The 26,015-nt window shown below is 72.2% G+C and carries 24 protein-coding genes and 1 pseudogene; 12 read left to right on the forward strand and 13 right to left on the reverse strand.

Translation table 11 applies throughout. The annotated features are described in order from the left end of the window. Both panC and AB0O67_RS25620 read right to left on the reverse strand, forming a co-directional pair. Positions 1–700: pantoate--beta-alanine ligase (panC, locus tag AB0O67_RS25615; RefSeq protein ID WP_365454320.1), on the reverse strand; the 700-nt coding region annotated here is incomplete at its 3' end. Next, the gene (locus AB0O67_RS25620) at positions 697–1,629 is read right to left on the reverse strand and encodes a DUF2520 domain-containing protein (RefSeq protein ID WP_365454323.1); all 933 of its coding nucleotides are present in this window, start codon (positions 1,627–1,629) and stop codon (positions 697–699) included. The genes AB0O67_RS25620 and panC, both read right to left, overlap by 4 nt. Positions 1,630–1,781: 152 nt before the next feature. On the opposite strand from AB0O67_RS25620, the gene AB0O67_RS25625 reads away from it, so the two are divergent. Both AB0O67_RS25625 and AB0O67_RS25630 read left to right on the forward strand, forming a co-directional pair. Then, entirely contained in the window at positions 1,782–2,951 is a 1,170-nt protein-coding gene (locus AB0O67_RS25625; protein WP_365454326.1) for a beta-eliminating lyase-related protein, read from the forward strand. 289 nt (positions 2,952–3,240) lie between these two features. Beyond that, a complete protein-coding gene (locus tag AB0O67_RS25630; protein WP_365454329.1) occupies positions 3,241–4,347 on the forward strand; it encodes a DUF5937 family protein in 1,107 nt (368 codons plus the stop codon). A 47-nt stretch (positions 4,348–4,394) separates the two neighbouring features. On the opposite strand, the gene AB0O67_RS25635 is transcribed toward AB0O67_RS25630, so the two are convergent. From AB0O67_RS25635 to AB0O67_RS25645, 3 genes are all read right to left on the reverse strand, one after another. Beyond that, positions 4,395–5,027 (reverse strand): AAA family ATPase, encoded by a 633-nt coding sequence (locus AB0O67_RS25635; RefSeq protein WP_365454332.1) that lies wholly within the window; start codon positions 5,025–5,027, stop codon positions 4,395–4,397. Positions 5,028–5,073: 46 nt separating this feature from the next. Next, the gene (locus AB0O67_RS25640) at positions 5,074–5,745 is read right to left on the reverse strand and encodes a response regulator transcription factor (RefSeq protein WP_365454377.1); all 672 of its coding nucleotides are present in this window, start codon (positions 5,743–5,745) and stop codon (positions 5,074–5,076) included. 89 nt (positions 5,746–5,834) lie between these two features. Continuing rightward, entirely contained in the window at positions 5,835–7,037 is a 1,203-nt protein-coding gene (locus AB0O67_RS25645) for a sensor histidine kinase (RefSeq protein WP_365454335.1), read from the reverse strand. 196 nt (positions 7,038–7,233) lie between these two features. On the opposite strand from AB0O67_RS25645, the gene AB0O67_RS25650 reads away from it, so the two are divergent. Further along, complete coding sequence (locus tag AB0O67_RS25650) at positions 7,234–8,184, forward strand: SAM-dependent methyltransferase (protein WP_365454380.1); 951 nt, start codon at positions 7,234–7,236, stop codon at positions 8,182–8,184. 75 nt (positions 8,185–8,259) lie between these two features. On the opposite strand, the gene AB0O67_RS25655 is transcribed toward AB0O67_RS25650, so the two are convergent. Further along, entirely contained in the window at positions 8,260–9,411 is a 1,152-nt protein-coding gene (locus AB0O67_RS25655; protein ID WP_365454338.1) for an NADH-quinone oxidoreductase subunit D, read from the reverse strand. Between the two features lie 31 nt (positions 9,412–9,442). Between AB0O67_RS25655 and AB0O67_RS25660 the strand changes: the two genes are divergently transcribed. Both AB0O67_RS25660 and AB0O67_RS25665 read left to right on the forward strand, forming a co-directional pair. Next, positions 9,443–10,066: a PH domain-containing protein gene (locus AB0O67_RS25660; RefSeq protein WP_365454341.1), complete on the forward strand. Its 624-nt coding sequence runs from the start codon at positions 9,443–9,445 to the stop codon at positions 10,064–10,066. 47 nt (positions 10,067–10,113) lie between these two features. Next, the gene (locus AB0O67_RS25665) at positions 10,114–11,421 is read left to right on the forward strand and encodes a PH domain-containing protein (protein ID WP_365454383.1); all 1,308 of its coding nucleotides are present in this window, start codon (positions 10,114–10,116) and stop codon (positions 11,419–11,421) included. A gap of 93 nt (positions 11,422–11,514) precedes the next feature. Here AB0O67_RS25665 and AB0O67_RS25670 read toward each other — a convergent pair whose 3' ends face one another. Beyond that, a complete protein-coding gene (locus AB0O67_RS25670) occupies positions 11,515–12,777 on the reverse strand; it encodes a hypothetical protein (RefSeq protein ID WP_365454344.1) in 1,263 nt (420 codons plus the stop codon). A 495-nt stretch (positions 12,778–13,272) separates the two neighbouring features. On the opposite strand from AB0O67_RS25670, the pseudogene AB0O67_RS25675 reads away from it, so the two are divergent. The 6 genes and pseudogenes from AB0O67_RS25675 to AB0O67_RS25700 all read left to right on the forward strand — a co-directional run. Next, a pseudogene (locus AB0O67_RS25675) lies at positions 13,273–14,274 on the forward strand (phosphatidylglycerol lysyltransferase domain-containing protein); the annotation flags it as partial. Between the two features lie 216 nt (positions 14,275–14,490). Beyond that, positions 14,491–15,351 carry a dihydropteroate synthase gene (gene folP, locus AB0O67_RS25680; protein WP_365454347.1) on the forward strand — a complete coding sequence of 287 codons (861 nt, stop codon included), beginning with the start codon at positions 14,491–14,493 and terminating at the stop codon, positions 15,349–15,351. Next, on the forward strand, positions 15,348–15,851 hold the full coding sequence (locus tag AB0O67_RS25685; RefSeq protein ID WP_365454350.1) for a nuclear transport factor 2 family protein: 504 nt from the start codon (positions 15,348–15,350) through the stop codon (positions 15,849–15,851). The genes folP and AB0O67_RS25685 overlap by 4 nt, the downstream gene beginning before the upstream one ends. Positions 15,852–16,125: 274 nt before the next feature. Further along, positions 16,126–16,485 (forward strand): dihydroneopterin aldolase, encoded by a 360-nt coding sequence (folB, locus tag AB0O67_RS25690; RefSeq protein WP_365454353.1) that lies wholly within the window; start codon positions 16,126–16,128, stop codon positions 16,483–16,485. Next, a complete protein-coding gene (folK, locus tag AB0O67_RS25695; protein ID WP_365454356.1) occupies positions 16,482–17,093 on the forward strand; it encodes a 2-amino-4-hydroxy-6-hydroxymethyldihydropteridine diphosphokinase in 612 nt (203 codons plus the stop codon). Before folB ends, folK begins: the two co-directional genes overlap by 4 nt. Before the next feature lie 55 nt (positions 17,094–17,148). Continuing rightward, positions 17,149–17,637, forward strand: a complete 489-nt coding sequence (locus tag AB0O67_RS25700) for a DUF3180 domain-containing protein (RefSeq protein WP_365454359.1) — start codon at positions 17,149–17,151, stop codon at positions 17,635–17,637. A 48-nt stretch (positions 17,638–17,685) separates the two neighbouring features. On the opposite strand, the gene folE is transcribed toward AB0O67_RS25700, so the two are convergent. The 6 genes from folE to dacB form a co-directional block, all read right to left on the reverse strand. Continuing rightward, positions 17,686–18,291: a GTP cyclohydrolase I FolE gene (folE, locus tag AB0O67_RS25705; RefSeq protein WP_365454362.1), complete on the reverse strand. Its 606-nt coding sequence runs from the start codon at positions 18,289–18,291 to the stop codon at positions 17,686–17,688. Between the two features lie 142 nt (positions 18,292–18,433). Beyond that, on the reverse strand, positions 18,434–20,473 hold the full coding sequence (ftsH, locus tag AB0O67_RS25710) for an ATP-dependent zinc metalloprotease FtsH (RefSeq protein WP_365454365.1): 2,040 nt from the start codon (positions 20,471–20,473) through the stop codon (positions 18,434–18,436). Between the two features lie 184 nt (positions 20,474–20,657). Further along, on the reverse strand, positions 20,658–21,218 hold the full coding sequence (gene hpt, locus AB0O67_RS25715) for a hypoxanthine phosphoribosyltransferase (protein WP_365454386.1): 561 nt from the start codon (positions 21,216–21,218) through the stop codon (positions 20,658–20,660). Positions 21,219–21,314: 96 nt separating this feature from the next. Further along, the gene (tilS, locus tag AB0O67_RS25720; RefSeq protein WP_365454368.1) at positions 21,315–22,343 is read right to left on the reverse strand and encodes a tRNA lysidine(34) synthetase TilS; all 1,029 of its coding nucleotides are present in this window, start codon (positions 22,341–22,343) and stop codon (positions 21,315–21,317) included. Between the two features lie 194 nt (positions 22,344–22,537). Next, positions 22,538–23,665, reverse strand: coding sequence for a zinc-dependent metalloprotease (locus AB0O67_RS25725; RefSeq protein ID WP_365454371.1), 1,128 nt, complete (start codon positions 23,663–23,665; stop codon positions 22,538–22,540). Between the two features lie 82 nt (positions 23,666–23,747). Beyond that, entirely contained in the window at positions 23,748–25,169 is a 1,422-nt protein-coding gene (gene dacB, locus AB0O67_RS25730; protein ID WP_365454374.1) for a D-alanyl-D-alanine carboxypeptidase/D-alanyl-D-alanine-endopeptidase, read from the reverse strand. A gap of 235 nt (positions 25,170–25,404) precedes the next feature. Here dacB and AB0O67_RS25735 point away from each other — a divergent pair, with 235 nt between their 5' ends. Further along, positions 25,405–25,896 carry an inorganic diphosphatase gene (locus AB0O67_RS25735; RefSeq protein WP_365454389.1) on the forward strand — a complete coding sequence of 164 codons (492 nt, stop codon included), beginning with the start codon at positions 25,405–25,407 and terminating at the stop codon, positions 25,894–25,896. Positions 25,897–26,015: the final 119 nt, after the last annotated feature.

The raw sequence follows: 26,015 nt of genomic DNA on the forward strand, positions 1-26,015 counted from the left end.
CTTCACGCGCCCGCGCGCGCAGCGCCTCCTGGGCCGCGTGCCGGTCGCGGCCCGCGAACAGCGCGCGGGACAGCGCGAGCGCCGTGCGCCGCTCCTGGGGCGAGAGGTAGCGGTTGCGGCTGGACAGGGCCAGGCCGTCGTCCTCGCGCACGGTCGGTACGCCGACGATCTCGACGCCGAAGTTCAGATCGCGCGCCATCCGGCGGATCAGGGCGAGCTGCTGGGCGTCCTTCTGCCCGAAGAACGCCACGTCGGGGCGGGTGAGGTGGAGCAGCTTGCCGACGACCGTGAGCATGCCGTCGAAGTGGCCGGGCCGGGAGGCGCCCTCGAGGCGTTCCCCCATGGCGCCCGCGCTGATGCGGACCTGGGGTTCGCCGCCGGGGTAGACCTCGTCCACGGCGGGGGCGAACACGACGTCCGCGCCGGCCTCCTCGGCGACCTTGAGGTCGGCCTCCAGGGTGCGCGGGTAGCGGTCGAGGTCCTCGCCCTTGCCGAACTGCAACGGGTTGACGAAGACCGTGACGACGACGAAGCCGTCCGGACCGACGTGCCCGCGCGCGGTGCGCACGAGGGTGGCGTGGCCGTCGTGCAGGGCGCCCATCGTCATCACCGCCGCGGTGCGACCGGGCACGGCGTGGTGTGCGCGCACCCGCGCCAGGTCGTCCGGCGTGGGGACGAGTTCGAAGCTCCGGCGGCTCATCGGTCTTCCCCGTTCTCGGGCAGGGTCGTGTCCGCGGCGAGTACCCCGAGCAGGTCCTGTGCGAGTTCCGGCTTCAGCAACCCGTGCGCGAGCGCGCGGTCGGCGGTGGCGCGCGCCATCGCCAGGTAGCCGGCGACGGCCTGCGGGGCGTGCCGGCGCAGCTCCGTGACGTGCGCGGCCACCGTGCCGGCGTCCCCACGCGCGACGGGGCCGGTCAGCGCCGCGTCACCGGAGCGCAGGGCGTTGTCCAGGGCGGCACCGAGCAGCGGGCCGAGCATCCGGTCGGGGGCCTCGACGCCGGCGGCGCGCAGCAGCTCCATGGACTGGGCGACCAGCGTGACCAGGTGGTTGGCGCCCAGGGCGAGCGCCGCGTGGTAGAGCGGGCGGTTCTCCTCGGCGATCCACTCGGGCTCGCCGCCCATCTCGATGACGAGCGCCTCGGCGGCCAGCCGCAGTTCTTCGGGGGCGGTGACCCCGAAGGAGCACCCTGCGAGGCGCTGGACGTCCACCGGCGTCCCCGTGAACGTCATCGCGGGGTGCAGGGCCAACGGCAGCCCTCCGGCCCGCAGAGCGGGCTCCAGGACGTTCGCGCCGTACCGCCCGGAGGTGTGCACGAGCAGCTGCCCCGGCCGTACCGCCCCGGTGCCTGCGAGGCCGTCCACGAGGCCGGGCAGGGTGTCGTCGGGGACGGTCAGCAGGACCAGGTCGGCACGCTCCAGCACCTCGGCGGGCGGGACCACCGGTACGTCGGGCAGCAGCAGCGCGGCCCGCCTTCTGGAGGCGTCGGAGACCGCCGAGACGGCCACCGGGCGGTGCCCGGCGAGCTGGAGGGACGCGGCGAGTGCGGGGCCCACCCGGCCGGCGCCGACGACGCCGACGGTGAGCCGCGCGGGGCGGTCCCTGGGGTCTGGCTGTTGGCTTGTACTCACGCGACGGCGGCCTTCCCGTTCCAGTCCGCTCCGGGTACCGGACGATTTCTCGTCATGTTAACGCGATTGGTTCGAGCGGCGTTCGGTTGTCCACAGGCTGTGGGTTGTGAAATCCGGTACTCACCGTGAACCCGGCCCGGCATGATCGCGGCATGGCTGAGACGGCGAAGCAAGCCCCGGATGATTCGGTCGAGGAACGGCGCAAACGGCACTTGGAGCGGCGCAGGACGGCATACCGGAGCGCACGGCGGGTGCTCGCGCGCTCGAGCGTGCTCGGGACTCTGCGGGAGCGTTTGGCGCTGCTGGAGACCGTCGAGGAGCTGTACGACCTGGACGAATCGGCGGACATGTACGGCAACGGCATCGTGGAGGCCTTGGAGGCGAAGGTCGCCGGGTTGCTCGGCACGGAGGCCGCCGCGTTCTTCCCGACCGGCACGATGGCCCAGCAGGTGGCCCTGCGCTGCTGGGCCGGCCGCACCGGGAACCCGACCGTCGCACTGCATCCGCTGGCCCACCCCGCAGTGCACGAGCGCGATGCGTTCGCACAGGTCAGCGGCCTCCGCCCCGTTCATGTGCACAGAGAGCCACGGCTGCCGACCGCCGCAGAGATCCGGGAGTTCGAGGAGCCCTTCGGTGCACTGATGCTGGAGCTGCCGCTGCGGGACGCCGGTTTCGTCCTGCCTTCCTGGGAAGGGCTCAGCGAGGTGGTGAAGGAGGCGCGGGAGCGCGACGCGGTGGTGCACTTCGACGGCGCGCGCCTGTGGGAGACCACCGTCCATTTCGGCCGCCCCCTGCACGAGATCGCCGGCCTGGCGGACAGCGTGTACGTGTCGTTCTACAAGTCCCTCGACGGCTTCGGTGGCGCGGCGCTCGCGGGCCCCGGGGCCCTGGTGGAGGAGGCGAAGGCCTGGCGGCACCGGTACGGCGGTCAGGTGTTCCAGCAGTTCCCGACCGTGCTGTCGGCGCTCGCCGGGCTGGAGCGTGAGCTGCCCCGGCTCCCCGACTACGTGCGGCACGCGCGCGTGGTGGCCGCCGCGTTGCGGGAGGGGTTCACGGCGGCCGGCGTGCCCTGGGCGCGCGTCCACCCCGATGAGCCCCACACCAACGAGTTCCAGGTATGGGTGCCCTACGACCCCGATGCCGCCGCCGAGGCGGCGGTGCGGCAGGCGGAGGAGACCGGGACCCTGCTCTTCGGCCGCTCGTGGGACGGCCCCGGCCCGGGCCTCGCGGTCACGGAGGTCGACGTTCGGGCCGCGGGCCTGGAATGGACGGCGGACGAGGTGAGGGCGGCGGTCGCCGAGTTCGTCGCCCGGCTGCCGTAGGGGTCAGCATGTGGGCGGCGGTCGCCCGGCGGTCAGCCTGTGACCCCACGCCCAGGGTGGAGCCACCGGCCCAGGGCGTGCCGTGTCCGCCCCCGCGGCGGCCGTCCGGCGAGCACCGCGCGGAAGTCCTCTTCGGGACGTGGTCACCGGACGGTTCGCGATCCGGAAGGCTCCGCGGCGGCCCCGGGGTGTGCCCAGGCTGCGTCGCACCGGACGCCGACGTCGCGCGGATTGACGCCGGTCGTCAATCGGGGGCGGCGTTGTCGGTGCCCGGGTGCACCATGGCGTCATGAGTGTGAGCATCGACATCGCGGGGCTGCGGCCGGAGAGGGTCGCCGTCGTGCCCTCACCCCTCACCGAGCTCGGCATGGCGCTGCACGCGCTGTCCGAGCCGGGGCACCATCCCGGCCTCCAGGGCTGGGCGACCGGCGTGACCGCCGGCCTCGACCCGCATCTGGCCGACCGGATGTGCGAGGCCGACTTCCTGTGGCGGACGACGTTCTCGGACGTCTTCATGCCGTTCGCGGGCGTCCCGGGCCGCGGCACCCTGCCCGGGGCGACGCTCGCCGAGGACATCGACCTGCTGGACAAGCTGTCGGACGAGCAGTTCGCGGACTCGGCGCTGGAGTTCACCTGCGCGCCCGACTACGACATGCCGGGCCCCGGTGTCCTGTCCGACCCGGCGCTGCGCCGCCGCGCGCTGGAGCTGGCGGAGTCACGCGGTCCGCGGCAGGTGCGGTTCACCAGGCGTCTCCTCGACGACCCGCCACGCGTGCGTGCCTGGCTGCGCCAGTTCCTGGAGGAGTGCGACGAGGCGTTCTTCGGCGACGTCTGGGCCAGGGTGCGCCACCCGCTCGCCGCGGACGCGCGGCACAAGACGGATCTGCTGCGGCGCAAGGGCCTCGGCGAGGCGCTGGCCGCCGTGTCCTCTGCCGTGACGCTGGACGAGGACGGCGCCCGGATCATCGTGGACAAGCTGTCCGAGGGGCGTACGACGACCGCCGGCGGCGGTCTGCTGCTGGTGCCGACGAGCCTCGGCCGGCCCCACCTGATGGTGCTGCACCGGTACGGCTGGCAGCCGGTCCTGCACTACCCGGTGGGCTCGCCGGAGCCGGCCTCGCCGCCGTCGGTCGAGCAGCTCACCCTGCGGATGACGGCCCTGTCCCACCCGCTGCGGATGCGTATCTGCCGCCATCTGGCCCGCAGCGCCTTCACCACCGGCGAGCTGGCCACGGCGCACGGCGTGACCGCGCCGGAGATATCCCGGCACCTGGGCGTGCTGAAGAAGGCGGGCCTGATCACCACGCGCCGCCGCGGCCGGTACGTCCTGCACCAGCTGGACGTGACAGTGGTGGCGCGGCTCGGCAGCGACTTCCTGGAGGGGATCCTCCGGTAGCCGTTCGCGACCCCGTACAGCCGTGCCCGGCCCCTTGCCGGGTCGCGTCAGTCGAACCGGATGTGCCGGATACCCACCCGCGCCTGCCGCAGCCGGGTGCGCAGCGGCCCCTCGTCGTTGGGCCGCAGGGTCAGCCCGGCGAGGACGGCGATCCGGTCCGCCGTCTTCGGCACGGTCGTGTGGTCGGTCCACAGATGCTCGGCGAACTCCGGCTCCCGCAGCCGTTCCAGGCAGTGGTCGAGCTGCCGTACCGCCCAACTCTCGCCGCGAGGTCCGGCGTTCCTCCCGGCGACATGCTGAAGCTGGTGCCCGAGCCCTCGCTCCCGCAACCGCTTCAGCACGGTCTCGCGTTCGGCGAGGAGTGTGAAGTGCCGTACGTCGTGACCGAGTTCACGCAGGCGTCCGACGGTCTCCCCGAAGTGACCCGCGTCGGTGACCGTCATCGGGGCGACGACGACACCGTCGTGCCGCGTGAGGGCGAGGTCGAGGACCTCGACGACGCCCTGCCGCCAGGAGACCAGGTCCTGGAAGTCGCCCCGCAGTGCCGGCGGGAGCATGCGGCGCAGACCGAAGCCCACGTGCTCCGGGTCGCAGAGGACGCTGCCGGGCAGCCGGCGCTGTATCTCGTGTGCGGTCTGTGTCTTGCCGCCCCCGAAGGGGCCGTTGATCCACAGGAGCATGCGCAGACCCTACCGACGCCCGCGCGCCCCGGGCAGCCGTGGCCGGTCAGCCGTGGCCGCCGGCCCGTACGAGCCCCGTCTCGTACGCCAGGACGACCACCTGCACCCGGTCCCGCAGCCCCAGCTTGGTGAGGATGCGGCCCACGTGCGTCTTGACGGTCGCCTCGGACAGCACCAGCCGGGCCGCGATCTCACCGTTGGACAACCCCTGGGCGACCAGCACCATCACCTCGCGCTCCCGGTCGGTGAGCCGCTCCAGCTCCTTGTGCCGGGGCTCCTTGCCGGCGCTGGGCAGCATCGGCGCGAACCGGTCCAGCAGGCGCCGGGTGGTCGACGGGGCCACCACGGCGTCGCCACTGTGCACGGATCGGATGGCGGCGAGCAGTTCGCCGGGCGGCACGTCCTTGAGCATGAAGCCGGAGGCGCCCGCCTTCAGCCCGGAGAAGGCGTACTCGTCCAGGTCGAAGGTGGTCAGAATGAGCACCTTCGGCGGGTTCGGGTCCGCGCAGATCCGGCGGGTGGCCTCCACGCCGTCCAGCTTGGGCATGCGCACGTCCATCAGCACCACGTCGACCTCGGTCGCGCGCAGCACCTGGAGGGCCTCGACGCCGTCGCCCGCCTCGGCCACGACCTCCATGTCCGGTTGCGCGGCGAGCACCATCCGGAACCCGGTGCGCAGCAGCACCTGGTCGTCGACGAGCATCACGCGGATCGTCATGGGGTCCTCTTCCGTGTCCATCTCGAAGGTCGTCGGGTGCGAAGTCGTTCGGGGGCGTGACAGGTGTCAACGGGCGGCGTGCGGATGCGTCAATGCGCCGGTTTGAGCGGCAGCAGCGCACTGATGCGGAATCCTCCGCCGGGGCGGGGGCCCGCGTCCAGGGTGCCGCCGACCATGCCGACGCGCTCGCGCATGCCGATCAGGCCGTGGCCCTGTCCGTCGAGGCCGCCGTCCTCGTACAGCTCGTGCGGGGCGCCCTTGCCGTCGTCCTCGATGAGCAGGCCGAGGCCGTCGTCGAAGTAGACGAGGCGCACGCTGGCGCCCGCGTTCGGCCCGCCGTGCTTGCGCGTGTTGGTGAGCGCCTCCTGCACGATGCGGTAGGCGGTCAGCTCGACGCCACTGGGCAGCGGGCGCGGCGTGCCCTCGATCTTGAAGTCGACGGGCAGTCCGGAGGCCCGGCACTGCTCGACCAGGTCCTCGATCTGCTCCACGTCGGGCTGCGGGACGTACTCCCCGCCCTCCTGGTGCTCGCCGGTGCGCAGCACGCCGAGCAGGCGGCGCATCTCGGCGAGGGCCTGGCGGCCGGTGGAGGAGATGGTCTCCAGGGCCTTCTTCGCCTGGTCGGGCGCGGCGTCGAGAACGTAGGCGGCACCGTCGGCCTGCACCACCATGACGGACACGTTGTGCGCGACCACGTCGTGCAGCTCGCGCGCGATCCGGGCGCGTTCGGCGGCGACCGCGACCTTCGACTGCGCCTCGCGCTCCTTCTCCAGCCGGGCGGCGCGCTCCTCGAGCTGCGCGAAGTAGGCGCGGCGGGTGCGGATCGAGTCGCCGAGCACCCAGGCCAGGGCGAAGGGCACCGTCAGGAAGATCGCCAGCGCGATGTTGCCCGCGACGCTGGTCTGGGGCTCCGGCCAGCGGATCTGCGCCAGCGGTGCCGCGCACAGACCACCGGCCAGGGCGAACCGGGAGGCCCAGCGCTCCCCGGTCGCGGCCACGGTGTAGACGATCACCAGCATCGCGAAGTTCGCGGGCAGCCGCCCCACGTCCAGCGCCAGCTGCGCCACCCCCACGGCGGCCGCCAGCACCAGCATCTTCTCCGGCATGCGCCGGCGCAGCGCCAGCACCAGGCACAGCACCAGCGTGATCGGCACGACGAAGGCCGGTAGATCGCTCCGGCTGCTCTCCTCCGTGGTCGCCCCACCCGCGACCGAGATCCCGAACAGGACGAGGGCCCAGAAGCCGTCGACCCATGTCGGGTGTCGGCGGAGGAAGTCGTAGAGGCGCTGCACGTAACCCAGCGTAGGGAAGCGTGGTGCCCGCGGGAGTCAACCGGAGGACCGATCCGGACGCGATACGTGTACTCCGCAAGGTGGAGGTTCCGCTCTCCTGTGCGCCTAGCCTTGCCCTGTGAACAGGGGTGCGACGGGCGACACGGCGGACGGCGGATGGTTCGAGGGGCGGCAGTGGCGGGGGTGGCGCGCGGCCATGGAGGCGGCGCTGTACGGCCCCGACGGCTTCTACCGCAGGCCCGAGGGACCGGCAGGGCACTTCCGTACGTCCGTGCACGCGTCGCCGCTGTTCGCCGGGGCGGTGGCACGGCTGCTGAGCCGGGTCGACGAGGCGCTGGGCCGCCCGGCCTGCCTCGACTTCGTCGACATGGCGGCGGGCCGGGGCGAACTGGTCACCGGGGTGCTGGCCGCGCTGCCCGCCGAGCTGGCCGCCCGCACGCGCGCGTACGCCGTGGAGATCGCCGGCCGCCGCCCGGCCGGTCTCGATCACCGCATCGAGTGGCGCTCCGAGTGCCCCGAGGGCGTCTCGGGGCTGCTGTTCGCCAACGAGTGGCTGGACAACGTGCCCGTGGAGGTCGCCGAGGCCGACTCCTCGGGGGTGTGGCGGCTGGTGCTCGTACGGGAGGACGGCACCGAGCGGCTCGGGGAGCCGGTGTCCGGGGCGGCAGCCGAGTGGCTCGCGCGCTGGTGGCCGGGGCCGGCCGAGGAAGGGCTGCGGGCGGAGATCGGGCTGCCGCGGGACACGGCGTGGGCATCGGTCCTCACGCGCGTCGGGCGGGGGCTGGCGGTCGCCGTGGACTACGCGCACACGGTGGACGCGCGCCCGCCCTTCGGCACCCTCACCGGCTTCCGCGAGGGACGCGGGACGACGCCCGTGCCGGACGGGTCGTGCGACATCACGGCACATGTCGCGCTGGACGCGTGCACGCTCCCCGGGGGACGCACACTGACCCAGCGCGACGCCCTGCGCGCCTTGGGGGTGGCAGGCGCACGGCCTCCGATCACGCTGGCCAGCACCGACCCCGCGGCCTATCTGCGTGCCCTCACGGTCGCCGGCGAGGCCGCCGAGCTGACGGCGCCGGGCGGGCTCGGCGACTTCGGGTGGCTGGTGCAGCCGGTCGGGATCCGGGACCCGCTCACCGACTGAACCCGCTCACCGGCCGGACCCGCTCACCGATGACCCGTTCACCGGCTGAGCTGCAAGCCGGAGCGCGCCGGCCGCCTACTTGTCGATGTCCCCCACGACGAAGAACATCGACCCCAGGATCGCCACCATGTCCGCCACCAGCGTCCCCGGCAGCAGCTCGGTCAGCGCCTGGATGTTGTTGAAGGAGGCCGAGCGCAGCTTGAGCCGGTACGGCGTCTTGTCGCCCTTGCTGACCAGGTAGTAGCCGTTGATCCCGAGCGGGTTCTCGGTCCACGCGTAGGTGTGCCCTTCGGGCGCCTTCAGCACCTTGGGGAGCCGCTGGTTGATCGGGCCCGGCGGCAGCTCGGCGATCCGGTCGAGGCAGGCGTCGGCGAGGTCGAGCGCGTTGTGCGTCTGCTCCAGCAGACACTCGAACCGGGCCAGACAGTCGCCCTCGGAGCGCGTCACGACCTTGAGGGTGTCCTGGAGCTCCCCGTAGGCGAGATAGGGCTCGTCACGGCGCAGGTCGAAGTCGACGCCCGAGCCGCGCGCGATCGGGCCGCTCACGCCGTACGCGTGGACGGCCTCCGGCGTGAGGTTCCCGACGTCGCGCGTGCGGCCGCGGAAGATCTCGTTGCCGAGGACCAGGTCGTCGAAGCGGTCCATGCGCGAGCGCACCCCCGTGACCGCGGTACGCGCGCGTGCGGTCCAGCCGGCCGGCACATCCTCCTTGAGGCCGCCGACGCGGTTGAACATGTAGTGCATCCGCCCGCCGGAGACCTCCTCCATGACGTTCTGCAGGACCTCGCGCTCCCGGAAGGCGTAGAAGACCGGCGTGATACCGCCCAGCTCCAGCGGGTACGAACCGAGGAACATCAGGTGGTTGAGCACCCGGTTGAGCTCCGCCAGCAGCGTGCGCGTCCACACCGCGCGCGCGGGCACCTCCATGCCGAGCATGCGCTCCACGGCGAGGACGACGCCCAGCTCGTTGGAGAAGGCCGACAGCCAGTCGTGACGGTTGGCCAGCATGATGATCTGACGGTAGTCCCGCGCCTCGAACAGCTTCTCCGCACCCCGGTGCATGTAGCCGACCACCGGCTCCGCGCTCGTGATGCGCTCACCGTCGAGGAGCAGCCGCAGGCGCAGCACGCCGTGCGTGGACGGATGCTGCGGACCGATGTTGAGCACCATGTCGGTGCTCTCCGCGGCGCCGCCGATTCCGACCGTGGTCTCCGTCGTAGGAGTCATGGACACAGTCTGTCCTACGTAGGCTGGCCGTATGGAGACGGGGAGCCCTGAGGGCGGCGCGGCGGCAGGTCCGGAGGGCGGCGGGTCGATGCGCCCCGCGGACGGCGGGACAATGCCCTCCGCGGACGGCGGGACGGCCGCCTGCGCGGACGGCGGGACGGCGGCTCCTGGGCGGGTGGTGACGGCGGAGGGCGAACCGGCCTGGACGGCGCTGCCGCCCGGTCTGCTACGCATGCGACGGCTGTTGCTCGTGGTGTGGATGGGACTGGTGACGCTGGCCACGGGCCTGCTGCCGGGATTGCTGGCAGGTCCCGCGTGGGCCGCCTTCGCCCTGCTGCCGCTGGCACTCATGGTGTGGGGCTGGTGGCTGACCGGGCGCAACTGGCGCTCCTGGCGGTACGCCGAGCGCGCCGACGACATGCTGATCAGCCGGGGCGTGCTGTGGCACACCGTGACGGTGGTGCCGTACGGGCGGATGCAGCTGGTCGAGGTGACCTCCGGTCCTGTCGAGCGGCACTTCGGGCTGGCCAGTGTCCAGCTCCACACGGCCGCCGCCGCGACCGACGCGACCATCCCCGGCCTCGACCCGGACGAGGCGGAACGGCTGCGTGACCGGCTCACCGAACTGGGCCAGGCACGATCGGCGGGGCTGTGACGACGCCGGGCACCGCGGGCACCGACGAGCCGGGCACCGACGGCGAGGTGCGCGACGAAGTGACCGTGACCGAGCGGCGGCTGCACCCGGTGACGCCGTTCCGGCGGGCGTGGGCGCCGGTCGCCGTGCTCATCGGGTGGGCGCTGCACGACCCGGACGGGGCGCACCGCCAGCTGAGCCGGCTGACGACGACCACGATCCTGATAGCCGTCGCCGTCGTCGTACCGGCCGCCGCGCTGTACGGCTTCCTCAGCTGGTGGTTCACGCACTTCGCGGTGACCGGTACGGAACTGCGTATCCGCACCGGCCTGCTGTTCCGGCGCACCGCGCACATCCGCCTGGAGCGCATCCAGGCCGTCGACGTCACCAGACCGCTCCTCGCGCGCGTGGCGGGCGTCGCCAAACTCAGACTCGACGTCATAGGCGCCGACAAGAAGGACGAGCTCGCCTATCTGGGCGAGGCGGACGCACGCGCGCTGCGGGCCGAACTCCTCGCGCGTGCCGCCGGTTTCGCCCCCGAGACCGCCCACGAGGTGGGCGAGGCGCCGGAGCAGCGGCTGCTGAACGTGCCGGGTGGCGTGCTGGCCGTCTCGCTGCTGCTGACCGGCGCCACCTGGGCCACGCTGGCCGGCGCGGTCGTCGTACCGACCGTGCTGTGGTTCGTCACCCACAACCTGTGGACGGTGGTCGCCACCGCGGTGCCGCTGATCGGCGCGGCGGGCGCGAGCAGCGTGGGCAGGTTCGTCGCCGAGTACGACTGGACGGTGGCCGAGTCGCCGGACGGCATCCGGATCGACCGCGGGCTCCTCGACCGCGCGCACGAGACGGTGCCGCCAGGACGGGTGCAGACCGTGCGGATCGTGGAGCCGTTGCTGTGGCGGCGGCGCGGCTGGGTGCGGGTGGAGCTGGACGTGGCCGGCTCGTCCAACTCCCTGCTGCTGCCGGTCGCCCCGCGCGAGATCGCGGAGTCCCTCGTCACGCGCGTGCTGCCCGGCGTGACCGTACCGCCCGCCTCGTCCCTGTCCCGCCCGCCCCGGCACGCGGGCCGGTGCGTGCCGCTGTGGTGGCGCGGCTACGGCTACACCGTCACGGACACGGTGTTCGTGGCCCGGCACGGACTGCTCCGGCGCACCCTCGCGCTCGTACCGCACGCCAAGGCGCAGAGCGTCCGTCAGGAGCAAGGCCCCTGGATGCGGCTCTGGCGGCTCGCGGACGTCCACGTGGACACCGGCGCCAACAAGATCGTGACGGCCCGGCTGCGGGACGCCGAGGAGGCCGCGGAGCTGCTGCGCGCCCAGGCGGAGCGGTCACGGACGGGGCGCAAGGACGCGCGGCCGGACCGGTGGATGGCATGAGAACGCCGTGCTCGGGGCCGGCGCGCCCGGCACGGCGTTCCGGTGGAGCTGTCCGAAACGCCGCCGTTCGAACGGGGCTTCGGCTGAGCGGGCTCAGGAAGCCGCGCTGCGCAGCCCCTGCATGTCGATCTGCTCGGTCTCGTCGTGCGCCGTCAGGTCGATCACCTGGCCGACGCCGCGCGACTCCGCGGTGGCGGGCTTGAACTCCCCCTCCGCCTCGGCCTTGTGCAGATCGAGCGCCTCCTGGCCGACCACGTCGGCGAGATCCTCGTTCTGCACGGCCTCCAGCGCGGCGGACGCCTCGCCCTTCGTACCGAAGAAGTCGAACCCGCCCTCGACCCTGGGCCGGCGCACCGGCGTGGAAGCGGGCACCACGGCCACCGCGGTGGGCACGGTGTAGTGGCCGGAGGGCTGCTGCAGGGGGCCCCGGGGAGTGGTGGCGGCCGCGTGCTCGTGCGCGTCGGCCGCCTCGGTCTTCCCCCGCGCCTCGTCCTCCTGCGCGGCCTCCGCCCCGGCACCGCGCTCCGCGTCGGCCGGCACGGGCTCCTTGACGGACGCCTCCGTCCCGTCGGCCGGGTCCTGTTCGGGCTCCGCCTTCCGGTCGGCGTCGAAGCGGACCAGCGCGGCCTGCGCCCGCAGGAACAGCCGGGAGCCCTCCGGGGAGAACAGCTTCGCACCCTCGGGCTTCTCCTCGACGGCCGTCTCTGCGGTGGTGCCGTCGGCGATGTCCTCCGTGGAGTCGGCGGTGCCGTCGGCCTCAGCGGAGGCGTCAGTGGAGGCCTCGTTGGAAGCCTCGGAGGCCTCGGGCGAAACCTCGTCGGAAGCCCCGGCGGCACCCTCGGTCCCGACCTCGGCGGCGTCCTGCGCCACCGCCCCGGGCGGCAGCGCACGCGTGGGAACCGCGGCCTCGATCTCCAGCTGGCGGCGGCCCTCCAGGGCGCTCGCCCGCTCGGTCTCGGCGTTGGCGTACCGGCGCAGCAGCGCCGCGTGCTCGTTGCGCAGGCCGGCCAGTTCGGTGCGCTTGGCCCGGAGGCGCTGTTCGAGCTTGCCGCGCAGCTCGCGCGACTCCTCCAGGTCGCTCTCCAGTTCGGCGACGCGCTCCTCGTGCCGCCACTCGTCGCTCGCCCGCGCGCGGGTGAGGTCGGCCACCTGTTTGCCGGCCTGGATGTCCCAACGGCGCATGACGACCGCGCCGGCGGCAGCCGTCACCGCGGCGGCGGCAGCCAGCCCACGGAGCAGCGTCTGTTCCGTGAACACCCAGGGCCCGAGAGCGCAGACGAGGGAGACGCCTGCGATCGCCGACGGCGGCAGCAGCCTGTGCAGAGGCGGTGAATGGCGGTGACGTCCACGTGGCATGGCCAGAAACTTACCGCGCGTAGGCGAATCATGGTGCCCCCGGCGGTAAAAACACAGCCACCACACGGCCTTGAATCGGTGCCACCCCGTCTCCCGGAGCCCGCCGCCCCGCGGCGGGGCACGGCACCACCCCGTGAGCCCGGACCACAGCGACCCCGTGGCCTTTGCAACGGCTTCGCGAAGCGGAGTGAACCTCCCTCTCCGTCCCGCCGTCCTAGAGGGCGCAATGTCGCCGGATGCCCGAATCGGCACCCGGATTCCAACTCTCGCGCAGAACTACGGGATGCGATGTCTGGCAGGGAAGTCGGGGAACACCGGGAAGAAGGGGAAATGCCGTGGCGGCGCCGCCCGCGCGGGCCACGCTCCGAGGCCGTTCCCGTTCTCGCCGGCGGGGCCTGCGCCCTCGTCGGCCTCGTGGACATCGCCGCGGGGGTCTTCCCGCGCTTGCGGCACAGCCATACGCACGCGCTCGCCGAGGTGCTGCCCGGCTCGCCCGGCCACCTCGCGCTGCGCCGCGACAGGGCCGTCGTCTTCTCCCCCAGTGGCAAGGCGGCGGTGACGTACCGCGTGGTCTCCGGGGTGATGCTCGCCGGCGGCGACCCCATCGGTGACGTGGAGGCCTGGCCCGGGGCCATCGAGCGGTTCATGGACGAGGCACGCGCGCATGCGTGGACACCCGCCGTCATGGGCTGTTCCGAGACGGGCGGCGAGGTGTGGATCCGCGAGACCGGACTCGACGCCCTCGAACGGGGTGACGAGGCGGTGGTGGAGGTCGCGGACTTCTCCCTCGCCGGTCGCGCGATGCGCAACGTGCGGCAGATGGTCAGGCGCATCGAACGTGCCGGATACGAAACCCGGGTACGACACGTCCGTGACCTCGGCGAGGCCGAGCGGGACCGGATCCGCCGCGCCGCCGGGGACTGGCGCGGCACCGACGGCGAACGGGGCTTCTCCATGGCGCCCGGCCGCGTCGGCGGCCCCGCCGACGGCGACTGCCTCGTGGCCACCGCCCACAGGACGGACGCCGAGCCGGGTCCGTACGGCGATCTGAAGGCGGTCCTGCACTTCGTGCCCTGGGGGGCGGACGGCGTCTCGCTGGACCTGGTGCGCCGGGACCGCTCGGCGGACCCGGGCATGAGCCAACTGCTCGTCGTGGCCGCGCTGCTGGCGGCGCCGAAGCTCGGCATCGCGCGCGTGTCGCTGAACCTCGCGATGTTCCGCACGGCGCCGGCACGCGGCGAGAAGACCGGCGCCAGCCCGGTGCCGCGCGCCTGGCGCGGGCTGCTGGTCTTCCTCTCCCGCTGGTTCCAGACCGAGTCCCTGTACCGCTTCGGTGGGGAGTTCCAGCCGCGCTGGGAGTCCCGCCTCGTCGTCCACCGCGCCTTCGGGAAGCTGCAGCGCATCGGCCCGGCCGCCCCGCAGGCCGAGGGTTCCCTCCACCTCGGCCGTTCCCTGCCCCGCCGGCCGAGGCGCCCGGACACCGTCGCGCGCCCCTGAGCGCACGCCGTCGCCGAACGGGACATACGCCCGGCCTGACCCGGACAGGCCCGAGCGGGGACCCCGCCCTCTCCGGGCCTGACCCGGACAGGCCCGAGCGGGGACCCCGCCCTCTCCAGTCCTGGGGCCGCCGCTCGGTCCGCACCACCCGCCGGGCTCCCCACCAGGCCAGCCCAGGTGAGGAGCCCGGCCCCAACCTGGGCCTACGCTGAACGTATGAGCAATCACAGCGGGCGCGGGCGGATCGCGGGCCTTCCGGAATGGGACCGCTGCGCGGTCATGGGGGTCGTGAACGTCACCCCCGACTCCTTCTCCGACGGCGGCCGCTGGTTCGACACCACCGCCGCCGTCAAGCACGGCCTCGACCTCGTCACCGAGGGCGCCGACCTCGTCGATGTCGGCGGCGAGTCCACCCGCCCCGGCGCCACCCGGGTCGACGAGGCCGAGGAGCTCCGCCGCGTCGTCCCCGTCGTCCGCGGCCTCGCCTCCGAAGGCGTCACCGTCTCCGTCGACACCATGCGCGCGTCCGTCGCCGAACAGGCCCTCGCCGTCGGCGCCGCGCTCGTCAACGACGTCAGCGGCGGCCTCGCCGACCCCGCGATGATTCCCGTCGTGGCGCGGACCGGCGCCCCCTTCGTCGTCATGCACTGGCGCGGCTTCCTGGAGGGCGGCAACGTCAGGGGCGTGTACGACGACGTCGTCACCGAGGTCACCGACGAACTGCACGCGCGCGTGGAGGCCGTCCTGGAGGGCGGCGTCGCCCCCGACCGGATCGTGATCGATCCCGGTCTCGGCTTCTCCAAGGGGGCCGAGCACGACCTCACCCTGCTCGCCCACCTCGACCGCCTGCGCACCCTCGGCCACCCCCTGCTCGTCGCCGCGTCCCGCAAACGGTTCCTCGGCCGCGTACTGGCGGGCCCGGAGGGCGCCCCGCCTCCGGCACGGGAACGCGACGCCGCGACGGCCGCCGTGTCCGCGCTGGCGGCGCACGCGGGCGCGTGGGCCGTACGCGTCCACGAGGTGCGCGCCACCGCGGACGCGGTACGCGTCGCACGCGCCGTGGAAGGAGCCCGGTGACCGCCCCGCACACCGACGTCGAAGAGGTCGAACTCGCCAACACGGCCTTCTACGAGACGCTGGAGCGCGGCGACTTCGAGGAACTGTCCACGCTCTGGCTCACCCCTTCCGACCTGGGCGTCGACGAGACCTACCACGACCCGGCGGACAGCGGCGTGGTCTCCTGCGTGCACCCCGGCTGGCCGGTGCTCACCGGCCGCGGCGAGGTGCTCCGCTCGTACGCCCTGATCATGGCGAACACCGAGTACATCCAGTTCTTCCTGACCGACGTGCACGTCTCCGTCACCGGCGACACCGCCTTGGTGACCTGCACGGAGAACATCCTCAGCGGTGGCCCCGCCCCCGAGGACGGCGACGGCCCCGGACCCCTCGTCGGCCAGCTGGTGGTCGCCACCAACGTGTTCCGGCGCACACCCGACGGCTGGAAGCTCTGGTCGCACCACGCCTCGCCCGTACTGACCGAGAACGGGGAGGACGAGGAGGACGAGTCGACCGCCTGAGCGGGCAGGCGCCCGCCAGCGACCCGGCCGAACCGGACGGGGCCCGAAGGGACCAAGAAGTGGTTGGAATCACGAACCCGGGGTATGGGCGGCTACCAGCCCGTGAGCCGCCGGATTCCCCAGGGGAAACACACGATGAAACCTCCCGGCCCCCGCCGGGGCCCTGCCCCGTGTCCCGGGGCTGTCGGTGTCCGCAGGTAGATTCGTTCGAGGCCGGTGTGCCGCCCGCACACGTACGTACCGGTCGCACCCGACGATTGCAGGAGTGATTCGCGTGGATCGTGTCGCGCTGCGCGGCCTGAAGGCCCGCGGGCACCACGGTGTGTTCCCCAGGGAGCGCGAGGAGGGCCAGACCTTCATCGTGGACCTCGTCCTCGGCCTGGACACCCGGCCGGCCGCCGCCGACGACGACCTGGCGAAGACCGTGCACTACGGCGTCGTGGCCGAGGAGGTCGTGGCCGTCGTCGAGGGCGAGCCCGTCAACCTCATCGAGACGCTCGCCGAGCGCATCGCCCAGGCCTGTCTGAAGCACGAGGGGGTCCAGGAGGTCGAGGTCAACGTCCACAAACCGGACGCACCGATCACGGTCCCCTTCGACGACGTGACCGTCACCATCATCCGGAGCCGAGTATGACTGCCTCGTTCACCGAGGGTCACAGCGACCCAACCGTACAGCCGGTACCCGCCTCCGTCGTCGAGAGGGTCGACGCCGCCGACACCACCCTGCACAACCCCAAACGGGCCGTGATCTCCATCGGCTCCAACCTCGGCAACCGCCTGGAGACCCTCCAGGGCGCCATCGACGCCCTGGAGGACACCCCGGGCGTGCGCGTCAAGGCCGTCTCCCCCGTCTACGAGACCGAGCCGTGGGGCGTCCAGCCCGGCAGCCAGCCCGCGTACTTCAACGCGGTCGTGGTCCTGAAGACCACCCTGCCCCCGTCCTCGCTCCTGGAGCGGGCGCACGCGGTCGAGGAGGCCTTCCACCGGATCCGCGACGAGCACTGGGGCCCGCGCACGCTCGACGTCGACATCGTGTCCTACGCCGAGGTCGTCTCCGACGACCCGCTGCTCACGCTCCCCCACCCGCGCGCCCACGAACGCGCCTTCGTCCTCGCCCCGTGGCACGACGTGGACCCCGACGCCCAGCTGCCCGGCCGCGGCCCCGTCGCCGAGCTGCTCGGCGCCGTCACCCACGAAGGCGTGGCCCCCCGCGCGGACCTGGAACTCCGGCTGCCCGAGTAGTCGTTAAGGTCGAGACGACCACAGTCCGGGGGATCCGGGGAACCGAAGGGACACCGTGAGAGAGCTGCGCATCAGGGTGCTGGCCGGCGTCTTCGTCGTCGCAGGCATCCTGTCCTGGGCGGGCGCCCGCCTCTGGAACTCGATCGGCACGCTCCCGAGCGTCCCCCTCGCCGCCCCCGTCGTCCTGGCCCTGATCGCCGCGGTGCTGCTCGCCACGGGGCTCTCGCTGCGCGCCCGGCTGAGGGCCCAGCGCGAGCGCCGTCCCGGCGCCAAGGGGGTCGACCCGCTGATGGCGGCCCGCGCGGTCGTCTTCGGCCAGGCCAGCGCGCTGGTGGCCGCCCTGGTCGCCGGAATGTACGGCGGCGCGGGGGTCTTCCTGCTGGAGTCCCTGGACATCCCGGCCCGCCGCGACCAGGCCATCTACGCTGGCTGCTCGGTGGTCGCGGGCATCGCCGTCATCGCGGCCGCGATCTTCCTGGAGAAGATCTGCAAACTCCCGGAGGACGACGACCACAACGGCCCAGGCACGGCCCCGTCCGTTTGAAGAATTCTTGTTCGCCAGGGCTGACGGGCCAGGTGACCGAGAATCGGATCAGCGCGCCAGTATCAGGCTCATGGCCTCGGCCCGGGTCGTGGAGTCGCGAAGCTGGCCACGCACGGCCGACGTCGTGGTCTTGGCGCCCGGCTTGCGAATACCGCGCACCGACATGCACATGTGCTCGGCCTCGATGACCACGATCACTCCTCGGGCCTCGAGGATTCGCATGAGCGAGTCGGCGATCTGAGTGGTGAGTCGTTCCTGCACCTGCAGACGACGGGCAAACACCTCAACCAGCCGCGCGAGCTTCGACAGGCCCGTGATCTTGCCAGTCTCCGCGGGGATGTACCCGACGTGGGCCACACCGTGGAACGGCAACATGTGGTGCTCGCAGAGACTCACGATTTCGATGTCCTTGACCAGGACCATCTCGTCGTGGCCGAGATCGAAGGTGGTCGTCAGGACGTCCTCGGGCTGCTGGGCATGTCCGGCCAAAAGCTCCCGATACGCCCGCGCCACCCGCGCCGGTGTCTCCCTGAGGCCCTCGCGGTCCGGGTCCTCGCCGACCGCGATCAGGAGTTCGCGTACGGCGTTCTCGGCGCGCTTCTCGTCGAACTCGCCGATCGTGCCCTCGCCGTCCAGCGTCACGGGGTCGGTCATGTGGTGCCTCGTTCCTGTGCCTGACGCGTACCTGGACGCGTCCCAACTGTGCGCATACGTCGATGCCGCGCCACCCAGGCTAGAACCTGGGTGGCGCGGCATCCATTCCGGGCCTTGCCGGGGCCGCCGGGGCGGCCCGGGATCAGGCTTCGGGACGATCCTCCGGGGCGGCCGGCTCAGCCGCGGGGGCGGGCTCCGCCACCGCGCTCTTCGCGGTGATCGCCGCCGTCGCGCCGTTGGCTCCGTTCGTCAGTGCGAGCTCCTTCGGGGAGAGCACCGGCGGACGGGTGGACGGCGTACGGCGGGAGGAGCCGGTCCACGCGGGACGCGGCGGCCGCTTGACGATCGGCGCGAAGATCTCCGCGATCTCCTCCTTGCCCAGGGTCTCCTTCTCCAGGAGCGCCAGGACCAGGTTGTCGAGGACATCGCGATTCTCGACGAGCATCTCCCACGCCTCGTTGTGCGCGGTCTCGATGAGCTTCTTGACCTCTTCGTCGACGAGCGCCGCGACCTCCTCGGAGTAGTCGCGCTGGTGAGACATCTCACGGCCGAGGAACGGCTCGCTGTTGTCGCCACCGAACTTGATCGCGCCCAGACGCTCCGTCATGCCGTACTGCGTGACCATCGCGCGGGCCAGGTTGGTGGCCTTCTCGATGTCATTGGCGGCACCGGTGGTCGGGTCGTGGAAGACCAGTTCCTCGGCCGCGCGGCCGCCCAGCATGTAGGCGAGCTGGTCGAGCATCTCGTTGCGCGTGGTCGAGTACCTGTCCTCGTCCGGCAGCACCATCGTGTAGCCGAGGGCGCGGCCGCGGGACAGGATCGTGATCTTGTGGACCGGGTCGGAGTTCGGTGAGGCCGCCGCGACCAGGGCGTGCCCGCCCTCGTGGTACGCGGTGATCTTCTTTTCCTTGTCCGACATGATCCGGGTCCGCTTCTGCGGGCCCGCCACGACGCGGTCGATGGCCTCGTCGAGCATCTTGTTGTCGACGAGCTTCTGGTCACTGCGGGCCGTCAGCAGGGCGGCCTCGTTCAGCACGTTCGCCAGGTCGGCGCCGGTCATGCCGGGCGTACGACGGGCGACGGCCGACAGGTCGACGTCGGGCGCGACCGGCTTGCCCTTCTGGTGGACCTTGAGGATCTCCAGACGGCCCTGCATGTCCGGGCGGTCGACGGCGATCTGCCGGTCGAAGCGGCCGGGGCGCAGCAGCGCCGGGTCGAGGATGTCGGGCCGGTTCGTCGCGGCGATGAGGATCACGCCGCCCTTGACGTCGAAGCCGTCCATCTCGACGAGCAGCTGGTTCAGCGTCTGCTCGCGCTCGTCGTGACCGCCGCCCAGGCCGGCGCCGCGGTGGCGGCCGACCGCGTCGATCTCGTCGACGAAGACGATCGCCGGGGCGTTCGCCTTGGCCTGCTCGAACAGGTCACGGACTCGGGAGGCACCGACACCGACGAACATCTCGACGAAGTCGGAACCGGAGATCGAGTAGAAGGGCACGCCCGCCTCGCCGGCGACGGCGCGCGCGAGGAGCGTCTTGCCGGTGCCGGGCGGGCCGTACAGCAGCACGCCCTTGGGGATCTTGGCGCCGACGGCCTGGAACTTGGCCGGCTCCTGCAGGAACTCCTTGATCTCCTGGAGTTCCTCGACCGCCTCGTCGGCACCCGCGACGTCGGTGAACGTCGTCTTGGGGGTGTCCTTGGTGATGAGCTTGGCCTTCGACTTGCCGAAGTTCATCACTCGGGAGCCGCCGCCCTGCATCTGATTCATCAGGAACAGGAAGACGACGACGATGAGGACGAAGGGCAGCAGGGACAGCAGGATGCTGACGAACGCGTTCTGCTTGGTCGGCGAGACCGTGTATCCGTCGGGGATCTGCTTGTTCTGGTACTTGTCCTGCAGCGTGTTGGCGAGGTTGGCGCCCTGGTCGCCGATGTAGCTCGCCTGGATCTTGGAGCTGTCCTCGATCTTTTGGCCGTCCTTGAGCGTGACCTTGATGGTCTGCTCGTCGCCGGTGGTCAGCTTGGCTGCTTCGACCTTGTTGTCATTGATCGCCTGGACGACCTGGCCGGTGTCCACCGTCTTGTAGCCCCCGGACGAGCCGACGACCTGCATCAACACGACCACGGCAAGGACGGCCAGCACGATCCACATGACCGGCCCACGGAAGTATCGCTTCACGTCCATCCATACGGAGCGGTGTCGCCCCGTCCCTCCTGCCATAGTGAGTTTGATAAGACAGTTCTTCTGACGGTACCCCAGCATTGTCGCCCGAAGCCGCACGGGACGGCTGGCGAACCCGTCTGCATGCTCCAACGGCGCGAGCGCCGCCGGGGTTCCCGATCGTCCTACAAGGCTTGGGCCGTCTGGCTCAGCCGCCGTAGACGTGGGGCGCGAGCGTACCGACGAACGGGAGGTTGCGGTACTTCTCGGCGTAGTCGAGGCCGTAGCCCACCACGAACTCGTTGGGGATGTCGAAGCCGACCCACTCCACGTCGATGGCGACCTTCGCGGCGTCGGGCTTGCGCAGCAGGGTGCACACCTTGAGGGTTGCGGGCTCGCGCGAGCCGAGGTTCGACAGCAGCCATGACAGGGTCAGGCCGGAGTCGATGATGTCCTCGACGATCAGGACGTGCTTGCCCTTGATGTCGGTGTCGAGGTCCTTGAGGATCCGCACCACACCGGAGGACTGGGTGCCCGCGCCGTACGACGACACGGCCATCCAGTCCATGGTGACGGGGGTGGACAGCGCCCTTGCCAGGTCGGCCATGACCATGACCGCGCCCTTGAGCACTCCGACGATCAGCAGGTCCTTGCCCGCGTATTCCGCGTCGATCTTCGCGGCCAGCTCAGCCAGCTTCGCGTCGATCTCTTCCTTGGTGATGAGCACCTGCTGAAGGTCGGCACCCATGTCTTTCGCGTCCACCCGCATCACTTTCGGTCGTCCCACCGGCCGTCTCCGGACGTCCCTGCCGCGTGAGCGGCATTCGTGGGACCGTGTGCACGGTCCGGTGGGAGTGTCCCGGATTCAGCCTTGCCGAATCACCAGTCTGCCACCCTGCCGCCGGGCGACGACTTTGCCCGGGAGGTTGATGGCTCCCTGGCCGCGCCAGCCGGTGATCAGGCGGTCGACTTCCTCGATGTGACGGGCGAACAGCGAACCGGCCGGCGCGCCGGCCTCGATGGCGGCCCGGCGCAGGATCCGGCGGCGTACCGCGGGCGGCAGGGCGTACAGCTTGGCGCACTCCAGACCGCCGGCGGCGTCGCGGACGGAGCCCTCGGCCTGGCTGGCCCAGGTGTCGAGGGCGTCGGCGTCGTCGCGGGAGAGCTGGGCCGTCCTGGCGAGCGCCTCGACGACGCCCTTGCCGAGGGCCTTCTCCAGCGCGGGCAGTCCCTCGTGCCGCAGCCGCGATCTGGTGTACGCCGGATCAGCGTTGTGCGGGTCGTCCCAGACGGGCAGGGACTGGACCATGCAGGCCTTGCGCGCGGTCTGCCGGTCGAGCTGGAGGAAGGGCCGCCGGTAACGGCCGTCGGCCCCCGAGACCGCGGCCATTCCGGACAGGGAGCGGATGCCGGAGCCACGGGCGAGGCCGAGCAGGACGGTTTCGGCCTGGTCGTCGCGGGTGTGGCCGAGCAGGACGGCGGCGGCACGGTGGCGTACCGCGGCGGCGTCGAGGGCGGCGTACCGGGCGTCGCGGGCGGCGGCTTCGGGGCCGCCGTCGCGGCCGACGCGCACGGCGGTGGCCTCGACCGGGTCCAGGCCGAGTTCGCGCAGCCGCAGCACGACCTCCTCGGCGCGCAGCTCGGAACCGGGCTGCAGGCCGTGGTCGACGGTGACGCCGCCCGCGCGCATGCCGAGTTTGGGGGCCTCGAAGGCCAGCGCGGAGGCCAGCGCCATGGAGTCGGCGCCGCCGGAGCACGCCACGAGCACGAGCGGCGAGGAGGGACGCTCGTGGTGATCGGCGGGGTGAGGGGTGGAGGTGTACTCGGTGAGGATGTCGTGGAGGACGCGGCGGACCGCCAGGCGTATCGCCGCGACCGCAGGATGGGGACCCATTGTCCGGTTCCCTTCATGAAGTTTTCGGGGGGTGAACCCGAGCTCGGTCACTCAGAGTGTGTAGATGGTGACAGAACCGGGCCGTTCCCCGAGCATTGCACGCCTACCCATGGCTCACGGTCCCTCGGACGGGTGATTGAAGGGGCGTTCGCCTGCCGTCGGCCGGATCCGGTTCACGACGTCTCACCCCAGGTTCAGGTCTCGCTCCTGCGCTGCACCCGCGCGATCCAGTCCGCCGGTTTGGCGATCTCCGCCTTGGTGGGGAGGGTGTTCGGGGAGGTCCAGACCCGGTTGAAGCCGTCCATGCCGACATCGTCGACCACGGCTCGTACGAACCGCTCGCCGTCCCGGTACTGCTTGAGCTTGGCGTCCAGGCCGAGCAGTTTGCGCAGGGCGAGGTCCAGGCGGGAGGCGCCCTTGGCGCGGCGCTGCTGGAACTTCTCGCGGATCTCCCCGACGGTCCGTACGACGTCGGGACCGACGCCGTCCATCACGAAGTCGGCGTGGCCCTCCAGGAGGGACATCACGGCGGTGAGCCGGCCGAGGATCTCGCGCTGGGCGGGGGTCTGCACCAGCTCGACCAGCGAGCGGCCGCCGTCGTCCTCCTCGCCCTCCGGGCGGCCTCCGGCGAGTGTCTGGGCGGCTTCGCGGACGCGTTCGAGGACGGTCATGGGATCGACGTCGGTCTCCGCCAGGAACGACTGGATTTCACCCTCGAGGTGGTCGCGCAGCCACGGCACGGCGGAGAACTGGGTGCGGTGGGTCTCCTCGTGGAGGCACACCCAGAGGCGGAAGTCGTGCGGTTCCACGTCGAGTTCGCGCTCGACGTGGACGATGTTCGGGGCGACGAGCAGCAGCCTGCCGCCGCCGTTCGCGCCGGCCGGGAGGTCGCGGGTGGCGGGGGCGAAGGTCTCGTACTGGCCGAGGACGCGGGAGGACAGGAACGACAGCAGCATCCCCAGCTCCACGCCGGTGACCTTGCCGCCGACGGCACCGAGGACCGCGCCGCCGGCCGTGTTGCCGCGCCGCTCCTGCATCTTGCCGAGCAGGGGCTTGAGGAGTTCCCGGAACCCCGCGACGTTGGCCCGGACCCAGCCGGGGCGGTCGACCACGAGGACGGGGGTGTCGTGGATCTCCTCGGTGCCCATCCGGGTGAAGCCCCGGACGTGCCCCTCCGAGGCCTTCGCGTGCCGGCGGAGCTCCGCGACGACGGCCCGGGCCTCGTCGCGGCTCACCTCTGGGCCCGGCCGCACGAGCCGGGTCGCGGTCGCCACCGCGAGGTTCCAGTCGACCATCCCGGAAGAAGCACCGATGCTCGTCATGCGTCAACGGTACGTGAGCGGCACCACTTCGGGCAGGGCGTGGCGGCCGGTGGCGGCCGGTGCCCCGGCCGCGCGCACCGGCTCAGCGGGTCGTCGTCAGGGCCGTCGCGGCCCGGTCCAGGGCCGTTCGGGCCGCCGTCACCTCGTACCCGCCCGACGTCAGGAAGGCAAAGCCGAGGACATGGCCGTCCCGGGTGACGGCCGTCCCGGCGAGGGTGTTCACGCCGTTGAGGCTGCCGGTCTTGGCGCGCACGATGCCGGCCGCGCCGTCGGCGTACCGGCTGGTCAGGGTGCCCGTGAAGCCGGCCACCGGGAGGCCGGTGAGGGCGGGGCGCAGTTCGGGGCGGGCCGGGTCGGCGGCCTTCAGCAGCAGACGGGACAGCAGGTTCGCGGTGAGCCTGCCCTCGCGGTCGAGGCCGCTGCCGTCCTTGAAGCGGGCGCCCTTCAAGGGCAGGCCCAGCTTCTTCAGCTGGTCCCGGATCGCGCGTCCGGCCCCGGCGAAGTCGGCGCGCAGGCCGGTCGCGACGGCGGTGTGGCGGGCGAGGGCCTCGGCGATGTCGTTGTCGCTTTCGGTCATCATCCGCTCGACCAGGGCGGACAGCGGCGGTGACTGGACCTTGGCGAGCGGCTGGGCCCGCTTGGTGGCCTTGGAGGGGCCCGGCGACGTCGTCCGGATGCCGTGCTCGTTCAGGAACTGCGCGAACTTGCGGGTGGCGTCCGCCGCCGGGCCGGGGATCCGCTTCACCGGCGGCCCGCTGGTCGAGGCGTCGACGCGGGCCTCGTCGGCCATCAGGGCCGTGACGGCGGCGAGGTTGTCGTTGACCCCGATGGGGTGAAGTTCGGGCCCGGCGTACAGGGTCGTGTCGTACGACAGCGTCACCTGGCGCACCTTGCGTTCCTTCAGGGCCGCCGCGGTCCCGGCGGCCAGGGTGCGCAGGCTGGCCTGGCCGGCGCTGTTCCTGCGGGCCGACAGGGTGGGATCGCCGCCGCCGACCAGGACGAGTTCCCTGGTGTCGGGCTCGTAGACGGTGCGGGTGGTCAGGCGGTGGTCCGGGCCCAGGGCGGACAGCGCGGCGACCGCGGTGGCGATCTTCGTGGTGGAGGCGGGCGTGAGTGCCTCGTCGGGGCCGCTGCCGTAGAGCCGCTTGCCGGTGGCCAGGTCGACCACCACGGCGGTACGGCGGTCGCCGAGCGCGGGGTCGGCCAGCAGGGGGTCGAGGACACCGGCGAGGGCCCGGCCGTTCGGCGACCTGACGACGTTCGTGGCGCTGCCGAGGCCGGTCAGGACCGACGCCGCGCTGGGGGCGGGCTTCGGCGCGCCCGCCATGCCGGAGCCACCGCGGTGATCTGTGCCACCGGCGTCCCGGTGGGCGGCGGCCCGGTCCCGCTCCGCCGTACGCTGGCCTGAGGAGTCCCAGGGCCCCGCGGCCGTCACCACACCGGCGGCCAGCGCGAGGCCCGCGGTGGCGGCGACCGCGGTGTACGGCCACGGGCTCGCCCCCATCACCCTCCCGACCTGCGGTTTCGCGGCCGAAGCCCACCGGGTGCCCCGGGGTGCGGTGGCCGCGCGGGCCCGGGCGAGACGGGGACGGACGGCGTTCGCGATCCGCGCCACATGCGGTCTCGCGGCCCGCCAAGGCCTCAACTCGGGCACGACCACCAGCCCCTTTCGCGATCACATAGCTGCGTGAGGGACACTTAACCACCAGAACTATGTGCTGATCATGGAGGAGCCACCGGTGGAGTTCGACGTCACGATCGAGATTCCGAAGGGTTCGCGGAACAAGTACGAGGTGGACCACGAGACCGGTCGGATCCGCCTGGACCGCCGCCTGTTCACGTCGACCAGCTACCCGGCTGACTACGGCTTCGTCGAGAACACGCTCGGCGAGGACGGGGACCCGCTGGACGCGCTGGTCATCCTGGACGAGCCGACGTTCCCCGGCTGCCTCATCCAGTGCCGTGCGATCGGCATGTTCCGGATGACCGACGAGGCCGGCGGTGACGACAAGCTGCTCTGCGTGCCTGCCCACGACCCGCGCGTGGAGCACCTGCGCGACATCCACCACGTGTCCGAGTTCGACCGCCTGGAGATCCAGCACTTCTTCGAGGTGTACAAGGACCTGGAGCCCGGCAAGTCCGTCGAGGGCGCCAACTGGGTGGGCCGGACCGAGGCCGAGGCGGAGATCGAGCGGTCCTACAAGCGTGCCGAGGAGCAGGGCGGTCACTGAGTCCGCGCGTTCCGGGTAGACGGGCCGGGGCCACCGCCGGTTGCGCCCTCACTCTAATCGGGCGCCACGGTGCCCCGTCAACGCGTTTTGCGCACCGGAGTCCTTCAGGCCCCCGAGCA

Origin of the sequence: Streptomyces sp. NPDC086077, from assembly GCF_040686175.1 — a bacterium.
Classification (GTDB): domain Bacteria; phylum Actinomycetota; class Actinomycetes; order Streptomycetales; family Streptomycetaceae; genus Streptomyces.